The organism is Zunongwangia atlantica 22II14-10F7 (genome assembly GCF_002094855.1).
Classification (GTDB): Bacteria; Bacteroidota; Bacteroidia; order Flavobacteriales; family Flavobacteriaceae; genus Zunongwangia; species Zunongwangia atlantica.
Genome location: NZ_ARYN01000014.1, coordinates 23754 through 37650, shown reverse-complemented (window position 1 = coordinate 37650; position 13897 = coordinate 23754). Strand labels below are relative to the sequence as shown.

Below are 13897 nucleotides of genomic sequence, written 5' to 3'. Positions count from 1 at the left end.
TAATTTTTTCGGGTAATTGTTCAAATAGGGCGGCATTAATTTCCAAAATTATATCTTAAAGTGATACCAGACCTAATCGTTGTTTGCGGAAATGCTGTAGAAACAGCATATTCAGAGAAGGTATGCTCATAATAAAACAATGCAGTAAGGTTTTTAGTGATCGCATAATCTGTCACAAAATTTATAGACCAGATATCCTGCCCTGCTATTACCTGATTATTTGACAAATCTAAATATCTAACAATAGTTTTATTTCTACGATAGGAAACATCGGCCTTAAAATTAAGATCACTACTTAACACTCTACGACGACCACCTAAAGCTGTTACAATTTTCATATCTTTTAATCGATATCCCATTCCCAAAGTGTATTGATTACCACTAATTTCTGTTAGTATATTATTATCGAAACTAAGGGATAGCTGCCTGTCTTTCTCTAATCTTCCTAAAAGCTGAATATTATTTGTAGTTTCTAAATCTACCTGAAGCAATGGTGTAAATAATTCAGACAATACGATATTCGAAAATAATGTTGGATTTTTATAATCTCCGGCCTGATTGGTTTCAAAAGGATTTTCAGCATCATAATCTAAATTAGTTTGAAACTGATTAATTGTGTAATTAGACTGATAACCATGGGAAAGAGAAATCCTTCTAAAATTACGTTTAAAAAACTCCAATCTCATCAAACCAGTATACTTTATATTCCAGTTTGGCAGCGGAACATCTCTAAAGGCTCCAAGTTTCACATTATCTACAGAAGTTCCTGTATATGCAGCTAAAAACGCCGGCAATAGAACAGCCTGATTAGATCTTCCCAAACCAACAGGATATCCACTTTCATCTACATTATTAGGATCTAAACCACGCTCTGCCGCCAATCTTCTGGCTACTTCAATTCTATTGGCTCTAAACTGCTGAAAAGTTGCTGAAGATTGCTCGTCACTTTGATTAAATGCAGTTTTAATTAAAATCGTAGAAATATTAAAGTTCCCAAAAGTATACGGAGTTAAAGATTGATATTGCAGACTTTGAGCGTCTACCTGAAAGTTTTCAGAAAAAGTTTCAGAATAAAGTTTTCGCCCTGTGATATCGATGGTAAGATCTGGAAGCAAATCTACAGACCCCTGCACACTTAGTTCTTCATTTTCGGTAGTAGTGAATTGCTGATTAAAATTTTGATACAAAGTTAACCAACCTCGTCTTGCTGCTTCGTACCTAATTTCATCCTGCATACCAAAAGTAAATCCTGCTGAAGGTTTTAATGTTCCCATAAAACCAATACTACGCGTATATCCTGGTAAGAATGTTCCCTGTGTATTTCTATAATTTACCTGAAGCCTTTTTACAGCTGTCACTACATCGATAACCGTATTTAAAGCTTTATTTCCTGAAGCTGAACTTCTTCTTCGCGCTGGTTTTTCCTGAGTTTGTTCTCCTGAAGGTTCCAAAGTTGGAACTCCCATACTACGTTCTGCAATAGATGTTCCTCTCTTGCTTTCTTTTTTTCTAAGCCCCACATAATTGTAAAGCTTTTGTAAATCCATATTCGCAGTTAACTGATGGGTGCTTGAATTCTGAACAGAGTTTCCAATATCAGGCACACCTTCAAGATTTTGATAAATTCTTGATCCTCGTTGCCACTGAAAATCTCCTGTATACGAATACGAAGTCTTTAAAAATTCAAAAACTGGTAATTTATTCAGTGGCAACTCATAATTCACCTGAATGCTTTGATAATGGTAATTTGGCTCTCCAACATTAAAATAATCATCAAAAACACCAATTTCATCATTAGCATTACCATCCTCGTCGATATAGTTTCTAATAATACGATTATTAGAGGCGTTAAAACTAAAGTTTAAAGCATTGGTTAGATTATAATTAATCCCATATTCCCAATCGAATAAGAAATTTCTTTGATACAAAGTAGGTATTCCAATATCATCATCACTCAGTTCTAAAGATCTAAATTGTTGCTGTGTATACTGCCTAAAATAGTTAGCGCTAGCATTAATATTAGATGGCAATAAATTAAGATTGAAATCTTTAATTAGTGAAAAATACTGACTACTATCTAAAGCTGCAATATTCTTGAATGGCTCTACCTTTTTAGGCGCAAAATTAAATTCGTAAGTAGCACCTGTTCTCACATTTTGATCTAAAGATTCTTCGATCTCGAAATCGCGATAATCTACCTGATTATAAGAACCTGAAAACGCAAAGTTCTCTACATCGTAAGGTTGTGGTTTAGATTCGCCTGTTCGTTCTTTTCGCAGACCAATAAGGTTTATGCTTTCTCGTTTTGTATAAGTTTGGGACTGTTTTTTAACACGATCCCTTTCCTGTGGATCGGTAATTGAAGCCAAACGAGTGTCTAACTCAATATCTAAGAATTCCTGATCGTATTTTGGAGTAATCACCTCTTCGCCCCGACTATAATTTACAGGAACTTTAATTCCCCATTTTTCAGGTAGCAACTGCCCCATATTAATATTAGTCACAAAATCATACTGCTCTGCATCTTCCCTGCTACGCTGATTTGGCCCCTGATCCAAAGTTCCAAAACCAACAGTACTTTTTCTACCGGTTGCAGAAAAGGTAGCAAAATCGGCCAAATTCGTATCAATATTTAAAACTCCGGCCCAACCACCTTCATTATCAAGATCTGATAAACGAAGTTCATTAAACCAAACTTCTCCACAAACATCCTGCAAACCGGCACGTGGTGTACCATTTTTCACCCCAAGCATAATAAGCCTTATGTTTCCAAAACTCGGATTTCCTTTAACTCCTAGTCTTAATCTTCCCGGCTCGTACTCATCTTCAGGGTTTCGTGGTTCTAAATTTTCATCAAAGAAATTTAAGCGCGTTGTATTATAAGAAGGATCTCCTAAAACCGCTGTTTTTACCTGCTGAAGTAATTCTAAAGGTAAATTTAAACGGTTAAGTTCTGGCCAGATATCTGTTGGACTCACACTACCTGCCGCCGTTATTGAAAGCGGAATTTCAATTTGGTAGAAGTTATCTGTAAAATCTGTTCCTATTCTTACAAAAGCAACCATATCACCATCATCAGGATCTGTTTGCCCCTGGAAACCTTCGGCATGAAGAAACATTTCAAGATTTTTATACTGGCGCATATCCACCTGAAAGTTCTTATAAACTGCGCGAGCATCCTGTGGTTCTAAACCACAAACACGCATAGCTAACGATTGCTCATTTTGCCTGATATTGGTGTTATTTTGATACAATTCTTCTCTTATTACTCCCGGTGGTAGTACATAAGGAATTGGCTCTCGATTTTCGTTTTCTTCAATATTTACCGCTGTAACCTCAAAAAGTGCATCAGAACTAACTGGCAAATTACCCTCTTCATTTAAATCACCATTATAACGGCGATAATCTCCCCTTACCAATTCCATAGTTCCAAACCTCAACAAAGTTGGATTTTGAAATTCAGTAAGAAACATCCTCATAAAACGGATAGATCGATAATCTGCAATTCCGCCAATAGCATCTGTAGGTTCAAAAATTGGCACTTTAAACTGTACCCAACGAACTCGCTGGGTTTGCCCATTTCTAAGCGTAACATTTAACTCTTTAGTATCTGAAACATACTCGTTATTCTCACTGTTCATCCCTTCAAAAAATGGAACTTCATATTGAAAATAACTATTAATAGTGTTCATGGTATTGTCACGATTCACATCTTCTGTAGTAGGAAGTGTAGTGTTACCGCGATTGTTATCGCCGGAATTATCTGGCGAGTTTCCATCTACACCATTGTAATTTCTATAGCGTTCTCTAATCCCACCATCTACATTTAAAAAATACTCATAATTATCTGCTGATGGATCTGGTAGATTTCCAAATTGAGGAAACTTTTGTGCTTCCTCTACATCACCTAAACCGTCATATCCAACATCCTGATTAAGTCTAGCCTCACCTTCTGAACTAAAAGCATAAACAAGAGATTGATCTGATGGCACTTTCCCAAAAGCAGTCTCGGTAGTATTTAGATCTGAGCCATCTTCAGGTAAACCGTTTTCATATTGCTTTCTACCATCTTTAAGCACATCTTCGCTAATATTTCCTAAGTTGAAGACGATTTTTCCGTCGTTATTTATATTATCTGGATCATCCTGATAAATAAATGGATCCATTACCCAAAATTGAATATACTCAACGTTAGATTGTTCAAAATTGGTAGTATTTATTCCGCGCATCATTCCGCCAAAATTATTGGCAGGATTCGGCAAGGTATTACCTCCTGCCGCGGCCGAATTATAATTATATGGTCCACGCTCTTCAGGATAATAAGCAACATCCATGGTGTAAATTACCTGCGCCTGCCCCTGAATCACATCGGTATTCGGGAAAATTTCATCTACAGTTACACGTCGTGTTGCATAACTACTAAGATCTGAATCTGTAATACCATCTGGGCGACTATTACTATAAAAAACAGGATCGATAGTATACCAGGCCAGCTTAGCCCTGCGATCACCAACACTTAGATCTCCATTGGCTAATTCTCCACCAAAACCAATAGGCACACTGGAAAGTTCCCAACTTAACGGAGTGCTAATATCTATAGAAGTTTGTGCAGCTTCAAAATCGTCGATATAAGAAGTTGCTTTTCCATCAAAATCATTTACAGCTGGAGCACCCGGAATTAAATAGGCAAATTCACCTCTTACCGAAAGATTCGATTTTACATCTGTATCGATATTGGGTAATTTATTAACCAATCTTGTTAAAAAAGGAACCTCTTTTGTATAATTAAAATTGAATCCTAAGATAGTATTGTTAATTGGCTCGTAGCTGTAATTGGCCTTTTGTGTAAGTGGTCGCTCCCTAAGATTTAAGAATGTACCCGCAACAATAAAGTCTTCATTAAACTGGTGCTCTACATTTATCCCTGTAAAACGCTTAGACTGCTGCCCAAACAACGCATTACTCTCTGTATTTACCTGAATTGGCGTTTCTGAAGCCAAAAGCGCCTCATCCAAAATCTGCACTCGGCCTAAATCATAATTTACCACATAATCTACACCTTCCTGAAGCGTTCTTCCTCCGGCAGTAACCGTAACCGATCCCTGTGGCACATTAAAACCAATAGGTATTCCCTCGAAATTCGATGATTTATAGCGTCCTTTTAACTGAAATTTATTCTTATCGGCATCTTCCTGCTCTGCCTGAGTTTTTGTGGTTCGATAAAGTGATCTAAATACATATTTTTCCTGGTTATCATTCCAGGTTGAAGGCTCTGAGTAGATCTCCTGATTATTGTTTGGTGTATTATCTAATTTATCGAATAAATATTCTCCAAAAGGTTCTACAGAAGTAAAAATCACAAGCCCATTTTGCACATCGATAGTAAACCCTGGCACAAAATCAAAGAAACCATCCCCACCATTAATAGGATCGTTATTAGTATTTAAATTATCAAGGTTGAAAACACGCAAAAGCGGAGTTTCCTGAACATCTTCTGGTAAAGGCACTGTAGAATTTTCTGCTGCTCTTATATAATTTAAAGGTTGAGGATCTGTATACAGAAGATTCAATCTAAAATCATTAGGATCCAGGTCATAAGCCCCCAAACTATAAATATTCTTCATCATTAAATCCCAAACCGGCTCGTTTACATTAGTGACCGTACTTTTAAGCATTTTTACCACTAAATTCTGACTTACCCTTGCATCGGTTTGACCTTCTTGTTGCTGAGATTCGTCTCCGGTAGCATTCACTCCATCATTTGCAAATTCACCAACCTGATACACCTGCCCATTAACCGTGTATTGAAACGCAACCGCCAAGACTTCGTCATTACTTAGTCTTTGGTTTAATGTAATATAACCAAGATCTTGATTCAGCCTATATTCGTTTGGGCTAAGCTGCCTTGCATTTTCAAGCTTTACGTAATCTATACCTTCTGAAACCTGAACATTTCCAAACCCACTTTCTACGGTAGAAATATCTCTAATAGCTGAAGTTAATATCGATGGTGCATTGCCATTTATACCTACAGGATTGAAATCGTTGTTACCATTATCTGGAAAAGCACCAGGAGCCTGATTAAAAAATCCGGGCGGCACATTATCTAAACCTATATTTCCATCAACCGGACTTTCCCCTATATCCTGGATAGCCACAATATTTCTAGTATCGGTAAGATTCTGTACGTTATTTGTTCTATTGGTAATCCAAACCTGGATTCTTTTAATCTGGATTCCACTTCTTACAAATGGATAATCGGCAATAAATTCGTTATAGTTATCTCTAAAATAATGAGCTAAGAAGAAGTGACGATCCTGGTCGTAATCCAGGGCAAATTTTTCATATTCTTCAACAGCTGCGCCACCTTCAACATTTACTGTTCTACGTTCTGAATTTTGTTCTGAAAAAACTCCGGTAATTCTTGTTTTACCAAACTGAAGCTGAGTTTTAAATCCAAATAAACTTTGCGCACCCTGAATCAATGTATTATTAAGCGGCATATTTACATTACCTACTTCGATTTTCTGAATAATATCATCTTCGCTTGGTGTATATTCCAGTTTTAATTGATTCTGAAAATCAAAGGTCGATTCGGTATCATAATTAGCCGTAATCCCTAATCTTGTTCCTACCTGACCGAGTAGTGACAATTGAATTCGCTGATCGAAATCGAAAGTGAAATTAGATCTGTTTCTTGGTGAGTATGCCGGGTTATCTTGTTTAGTATACAAAATCCCAAGATCCATAGCTACAGAACCTTGCGGAAAAATATCAATATTTGTACCTCCAAAAATACTTTGAAAAAAATCTGAATCTACATAATAATCTGGCAATAAATCACGCTGCAAAGCATCTGCATCATCAGATCTTCCTGTAAGCGCCTCGTTCTTTAACCTAAAGTAGCGCTTCATTTCTTCTTTAATTACCAGCTCTTCATATTCCTTAGGAGAAAGCACCAACGGAAGGCCAATATTGGTTTCTCCCAGCGTTTTTTTATAAAAATAGAGATCTAATACAGGATCATATTCGTACTTAGATTGTATCGACCCGGGATCGGGCATAGCAATACTTCCAAACGTAGAAGTTTGGGTAGTATCCTGCTGGGTTTCTTCTTCCTCTTCTTCCTGTGCAGATAAATTAAAAGAAATTAACAGCAACAGCACTAGTGATGAAGGAAAACGCACCGATGTTAACAATCTCAGGTAATTGTTTCTCAATGTAACTACAAGTTTTTTAGCGCCAATTTAATTAGAGTCTCTACCGTAGGATCTTCATTTTCTTTGATAAGCTTATTAAGCACCTTTTCTGATTGCTTACGAGCATACCCCAGAGTCTCTAAAGCAGATAACGCTTCTTCTTTATTAGTATTGTTTTGTTCTACAAAAACCTCGTCTATACCAAAGATTTTAACAATCTTATCTTTTAGGTCTAAAATAACCCTTTGCGCTGTTTTTGCTCCTATTCCCTTTATACTTTGTATAGTTGCAACGTCTCCAGATGCAATCGCATCTCTAATTTGCGCAGGTTCTAAAGAAGAAAGCATGGTTCTTGCCGTACTTGCCCCTATACCACTTACGGAAATAAGCAGCCTAAAGATTTCTCTTTCTGATTTTTCTTTAAATCCAAAAAGCGTATGAGAATCTTCTTTCACCTGTAAATGAGTGAATAAAAAGATATTCTCTTCGTCTTTTAAGTTTGAAAAGGTATTAAGCGAAATATGGACAAAATAACCAACGCCATTACAATCTACTACAACATTGGTAGGATTCTTCTCTACCAGTTTGCCCTTTAAGTGATGAATCATACGTTAACCGAAAGTTAAAGCCCAAATGTACTAAAATAAAATAAGGGGGAAAACGTATGTCTTCCCCCTTAATCAATGCGTATGTTAAATTTACTTTTTGATAGAAATACCTGAATTCTATCCTGAAAAAATACAGGTTACTTTTTAGCTTTTGCGGCTTTTTCTTTTTCCTGAGCATCTACTACAGCAACTGCAGCCATATTTACCATTTCTTCTACACTTGCACCAAGCTGAAGAATATGTACCGGTTTGTTCATTCCCATCATGATCGGCCCAATAGAATCGGCTTCATTAAGCTCTTTTATAAGTTTATAAGCACTGTTTGCTGAATCTAAATTTGGATAGATCAAAGTGTTTACCTTTTTACCCGCCAATTTTGAAAACGGAAATTTATTCTGAAGCATTTCTTTGTTTAATGCGAAATCTGACTGAAGTTCACCGTCTACCAATAAATCTGGATGATAACGATGTAAATACGAAACGGCATCTTTAACTTTTCTGGCTTCAGGATGATTAGAAGATCCAAAGTTTGCATAAGACAGCATTGCCATTACCGGCTCTAAACCAAATAATTTTACAACGCCCGCAGTTAATTGCGCAATCTTAGCAAGATCTTTTGCTGAAGGATCGATATTTATTGAAGTATCACTTATAAATATTGGCCCTCTACTGGTATTCATTACATTGGTAGCGGCTACTCTGGAAATTCCTTTGGCCATACCAATTAACTGAAGCATTGGCTTCACCACCGTTGGATAAGCTCTGGAATACCCCGAAAGTAAGGCATCTGCATCACCCTCGTTTACCATCATTGCAGCAAAATAATTACGCTCACGCATTAATCGCTGCGCATCATAAAGCGTTACTCCTTTTCTATTTCTAGAATCAAAATAAGCCTCAGCATACTTCTGAAGTTTATCTTTTTCTTCATCAGATTTTGGATCGATAATTTCTACATCTGCATCAAAATCGATCTCGTTCATTAATTCCTTAATTACTTCTCTTCTACCTAGAAGAATAGGAATTGCAATACCTTCATCAAAAACAATCTGTGCAGCTTTAAGCACATCCAGATGATCTGCTTCAGCAAAAATCACACGTTTAGGATTATTCTTCGCACGTTGCATTAACAAACGGGTGATCTTATTGTCACTTCCCATTCGTTCTAACAACTCATCTTCGTATTTCTGCCAATCTGTAATTTCAGTTCTTGCAACACCACTTTCCATTGCTGCCTTTGCTACCGCCGGCGGCACTTTAGCAATAAGTCTTGGATCGAATGGCTTCGGAATGATATAATCTGAACCAAAATTAAGTCGAGTTTCCCCATAAGCAATATTCACTTGTTCTGGCACTGGTTCTTTAGCAAGTTCAGCTAAAGCTTTAACAGCGGCCATTTTCATTTCCTCATTGATCTTTGTTGCTCTAACATCTAAAGCCCCACGAAAGATAAATGGAAAACCAAGTACGTTATTCACCTGGTTAGGATGATCACTACGTCCCGTTGCCATGATTACATCTTTACGAGTATCCATAGCTAGTTGATAATCGATCTCTGGATTAGGATTTGCCATTGCAAAAACGATAGGACGTTTCGCCATGCTTTTAAGCATTTCTGGAGAAACGATATCTGCGATAGAAAGACCAATAAAAACATCGGCATCTTTCATTGCATCATCCAATGTATTTAGATCTCGATCTGTAGCGAACTCTAATTTTTCCTCAGATAGATTTGGACGATCTTTTCTAATCACGCCTTTACTATCCAACATCACAATATTTTCAGCCTTTGCGCCAAAAGCCTTATAAAGTTTTGTACAGGAAACCGCCGCTGCACCAGCACCACTCACCACGATCTTCACCTTACTCATTTTCTTTTTCGCCAGTTCTGTAGCATTTAGCAAAGCAGCTGCAGAAATAATTGCTGTACCATGCTGATCGTCGTGCATTACAGGAATATTAAGCTCTTCTTTTAATCTCCTTTCGATTTCGAAAGCTTCAGGAGCTTTAATATCTTCAAGGTTGATTCCACCAAAAGTTGGAGCAATATTTTTTACAGTTTCGATAAAAGCATCTACATTTTTCGTATCTACTTCGATATCAAAAACATCGATATCTGCAAAGATCTTAAAAAGCAAACCTTTACCTTCCATCACAGGTTTAGAAGCTTCTGGCCCAATATCGCCCAGTCCTAAAACCGCCGTACCATTACTAATTACCGCTACCAAATTTCCTTTGGTAGTGTATTTATAAGCATTTTCTTTATCTTTTTCTATCTCAAGGCATGGCTCTGCCACACCAGGTGAATACGCCAACGAAAGATCACGTTGCGAAGAGTACTTTTTGGTTGGTACGATCTGAATTTTTCCAGGCTTCGGCTTAGCATGATACACTAAGGCCTCGCGCCTTTTTCTAGAGTTGTTGCTCATAACTTTTGGTTTTAGCTAATACAAAGTTAGTAAGGTAGATTACATTTACTACCTAAATATTTTAAAATAATGATAAGATTTTAGCCAGTTTTTAATCCGTATTAAGGGTTTAATTCACCCTAGACCTGGCTCGAATTTGAAAAAAGTCTTCATTAATCATTCCTCGTGGATTCGTCTCTAGGTTCTTTATTCAATTTTTAATCTCCCAACTTTTAAAAAACTGGGATATCTATCTAAATACTTACTGCGGGGATTAAGACTTAGGAATTACAAATCAATTTTGAGTATCTAAAAACTCGATATTGCGCTTTAAGCCTTCAAATTTGGTTCTTTTTACGGCCGATTTTCGAAAGATTTCGTTAAAGGTTTCTTTGGTGATTTCTTCCCAATCTTTTTTATCGAATTTCAGCAAATCTGGATGCGGATCGAATAATGGTTCACTATGGGATTTAGAAAATCGATTCCAGGGACAAACATCCTGACAAACATCGCAACCAAACATCCAGTCATCAAAAGTATTTTTAAAACTATTAGGTAATTGATCCTTAAGTTCTATTGTAAAATACGAAATACACTTACTACCGTCTACCTTATAAGGCTCTACAATCGCATTTGTGGGGCAGGCATCGATACAGGCGGTGCAAGTACCGCAATGATCTGTAACCGGCGTATCATACTCTAATTCTAAATCTACGATCAATTCTGCAATAAAGAAAAAAGAACCTGCTTTTTTAGATAAAAGGTTCGAATTTTTACCAATCCAACCCAAACCACTTTTTGCGGCCCAGGCTTTATCCAAAACCGGTGCAGAATCTACAAAAGCTCGCCCATCTACTTCTCCAATCTCATTTTGTATAAATTGAAGCAAAGATTTCAGTTTGTCTTTAATCACAAAGTGATAATCTTTTCCGTAGGCATATTTACTTATCTTGTAAGATTCTGGGTTTTGAAATTCGTTAGGATAATAATTCAGCAATAAAGAAATCACACTTTTAGAGCCCTCTACCAGTTTTGTAGGATCTAAGCGCCTATCGAAATGATTTTCCATGTAATACATTTGTCCATTTCGATTTTTATTAAGCCATTCTTCCAATCTTGGTGCTTCTTCTTCTAGAAACTCTGCTTTACTCATTCCGCAGGACATAAAACCAAGGCGTTTCGCCTCTTCTTTGATAAGATTGGTGTTTTTTGCCTTGTTTTCTATCGCCATTAAGCTCTTTTCTGAAATTCTACAAAAGCATTTTTAGGTTTCAGGGTAATAAGCGGCAAAATTTCTATCTTCTCTTTTACCGGTAAGATCTTATAATTTAAAATAAGTTCTGAAACAGCCAAAATCATCTCGTACATCGCAAAATTACTTCCTATACATTTTCTTGGACCTGCGCCAAATGGGAAATAAGCTTCTGGATTTTTATTTGAAGTAAAACGATCTGGATTAAAATCTAAGGGTTTCTCCCAATGTTTTTCACTTCGATGAATCTCATAAAATGAAAATAAAAGGTTAGAGTTTTTATCGAATTTCATCCCGTTAAATTCATCTTCTTCCAAATTTACCCGATCCATAAAATATGCCGGCGGATACAATCGCATACTCTCCAAAATTACATTTTGTGTATATGAACATTGCTGAAGAAAATCCATTAACGAATTTGTATTGTCTGAAGCCGCTTTTACTTCAGCAAAAATTTTATCCTGAATTTGTGGATTTTGGGCTAATAACTGTGTGGTAAAACTTAAAGAATTAGAAGTGGTCTCGTGCCCGGCGACAAATAGAATTAGAATTTCGTCAATCAACTGTTCTTCACTCATTGCCTGCCCATCCTCGTAACGCGCATCCAACAACATATCCAGCAAATCATCATAGCGTTTAGGATTTTGCTTTCGCTTATAGACGATATTCTTTAAAATTTGCCTTGATTCTTCGCTAAGCTTAAGATGATATTTTAGCTTTCCGCTGATATTAAACCACAAATGTTTATACGGCTGTCGCAATTCTTTAACCAGCATTTTTTGATTAGCTTCGGTTACAAATTGCAGCCTATTAATTTCTTCCTGGCTTGCCGCACTGCTAAACAAAGATTTTACCACCGTTTGAAAAGCCAAATCGTTAAAAACAGGATAAACATCTATTGTTTTTTCCGGGCGAATCTTTAAATACTCCACTCGAATAGCTTCTAAAACTGTATCGAGTAAATTTGCGATATGTTTTTTATGAAAAGCAGGCTGAATAAGCTTTCGCTGCTTTTGCCAATGCTCACCATTTGAAGTAAGCAGACCATTACCTACATATTTTACCAGATCCTTGGTCTGAATTTCAGATTTGAAATAATTCTTCTGATTTTTCTGAAGTACATACTGGGCAAATTCGGCATCTCTACAAAAGATCACCGATTTTTTAGGCCCTATATTTAACCTAAAAATATCACCATGCTTTGCAAAATTCTCACGATGAAATGGCAGCGGATTTTTTACAATCTGAGCAGCATTTTTTAAAAAAGTTAAGGTTGAAACCTGTGGAATTTCTTTCTTCATAAATCAAAATCATCAAAAATTATACAGAATTTCTTTGCAGTTTCTTCGGAATTTAAAACAAACCGCCCTGAGTTGCACCACGGGATTTCCCAAGGTGTTTATAAGCAGCTTCAGTCACTTCTCTTCCTCTTGGCGTACGATAAATAAATCCCTGCTGAATTAAAAAAGGTTCATAAACCTCTTCAATTGTTTCTGCACTTTCACTTACAGCTGTTGCCAAAGTGGTAATTCCTACCGGGCCACCTTTAAATTTCTCAATGATGGTTTCCAGAATTCTATTATCCATTTCATCTAAACCATGGGCATCAACATTTAAAGCCTTAAGCCCATATTTAGCAATATTAATATCAATTTTTCCATCACCTTTAATCTGAGCAAAATCACGCACTCTTCGTAAAAGCGCATTCGCAATACGAGGCGTACCACGGCTACGGCCAGCAATTTCTATTGCAGCTTCCATACTAATAGGCACATTTAAAATTTGTGCACTACGTTGTACAATATCAGAAAGTAATTCGGTTGAATAATATTGCAGCCTACTTGAAATACCAAAACGTGCTCTCATAGGCGCTGTAAGCAAACCTGAGCGTGTCGTAGCTCCAATAAGAGTAAACGGACTCAAATTTAATTGAACTGTACGAGCATTAGGCCCAGATTCGATCATTATATCGATACGATAATCTTCCATCGCGGAATATAAATATTCCTCTACAATTGGGCTTAATCGATGGATCTCATCAATAAAAAGAATATCACGTTCGTCAAGATTGGTCAAAAGACCTGCAAGATCTCCCGGTTTATCCAAAACAGGCCCTGAAGTAACTTTTAAGCCAACCCCTAGTTCATTTGCCAAAATGTGCGCCAATGTAGTTTTTCCCAATCCAGGAGGACCATGTAAAAGCGTATGATCTAGAGCATCGCTTCTTAGGTTTGCAGCTGCGACAAACACTTTAAGATTATCTAAAACCTGTTCCTGTCCGGCAAAGTCATCAAAACTTAGCGGTCTTAAAGCTCTTTCAATATCAAATTCTTCCGAAGAAAAATTTTCGCCAGTGGCATCCAGGTTTTCATTCATAGCAGATAAATTAATTTCAATCTAAGTATAGGCAAAACAAAGATAAAATAAAAA

The 13897-nt window shown here is 36.8% G+C and carries 6 protein-coding genes; all 6 read right to left on the bottom strand.

The window, feature by feature from the left end; genetic code table 11:
• Nucleotides 1-35: 35 nt before the first annotated feature.
• Nucleotides 36-7220 (bottom strand): T9SS outer membrane translocon Sov/SprA, encoded by a 7185-nt coding sequence (gene sov, locus IIF7_RS14910; RefSeq protein ID WP_084842502.1) that lies wholly within the window; start codon nt 7218-7220, stop codon nt 36-38.
• Nucleotides 7221-7225: 5 nt separating this feature from the next.
• A complete protein-coding gene (gene ruvA / locus IIF7_RS14905) occupies nt 7226-7807 on the bottom strand; it encodes a Holliday junction branch migration protein RuvA (RefSeq protein WP_084842501.1) in 582 nt (193 codons plus the stop codon).
• A 137-nt stretch (nt 7808-7944) separates the two neighbouring features.
• Nucleotides 7945-10236: an NADP-dependent malic enzyme gene (locus IIF7_RS14900; RefSeq protein WP_084842500.1), complete on the bottom strand. Its 2292-nt coding sequence runs from the start codon at nt 10234-10236 to the stop codon at nt 7945-7947.
• A 274-nt stretch (nt 10237-10510) separates the two neighbouring features.
• On the bottom strand, nt 10511-11446 hold the full coding sequence (gene queG / locus IIF7_RS14895; protein ID WP_084842499.1) for a tRNA epoxyqueuosine(34) reductase QueG: 936 nt from the start codon (nt 11444-11446) through the stop codon (nt 10511-10513).
• Complete coding sequence (locus IIF7_RS14890; protein WP_084842498.1) at nt 11446-12768, bottom strand: cytochrome P450; 1323 nt, start codon at nt 12766-12768, stop codon at nt 11446-11448. Before IIF7_RS14890 ends, queG begins: the two co-directional genes overlap by 1 nt.
• A gap of 52 nt (nt 12769-12820) precedes the next feature.
• A complete protein-coding gene (gene ruvB, locus IIF7_RS14885) occupies nt 12821-13843 on the bottom strand; it encodes a Holliday junction branch migration DNA helicase RuvB (RefSeq protein WP_084842497.1) in 1023 nt (340 codons plus the stop codon).
• Between the last annotated feature and the right edge of the window lie 54 nt (nt 13844-13897).

Coding starts and splice junctions, on each gene's coding strand:
- ruvA (WP_084842501.1), bottom strand. CDS start 7,807: ATGATTCATCACTTAAAGGGCAAACTGGTAGAGAAGAATCCTACCAAT.
- IIF7_RS14900 (WP_084842500.1), bottom strand. CDS start 10,236: ATGAGCAACAACTCTAGAAAAAGGCGCGAGGCCTTAGTGTATCATGCT.
- queG (WP_084842499.1), bottom strand. CDS start 11,446: ATGGCGATAGAAAACAAGGCAAAAAACACCAATCTTATCAAAGAAGAG.
- IIF7_RS14890 (WP_084842498.1), bottom strand. CDS start 12,768: ATGAAGAAAGAAATTCCACAGGTTTCAACCTTAACTTTTTTAAAAAAT.
- ruvB (WP_084842497.1), bottom strand. CDS start 13,843: ATGAATGAAAACCTGGATGCCACTGGCGAAAATTTTTCTTCGGAAGAA.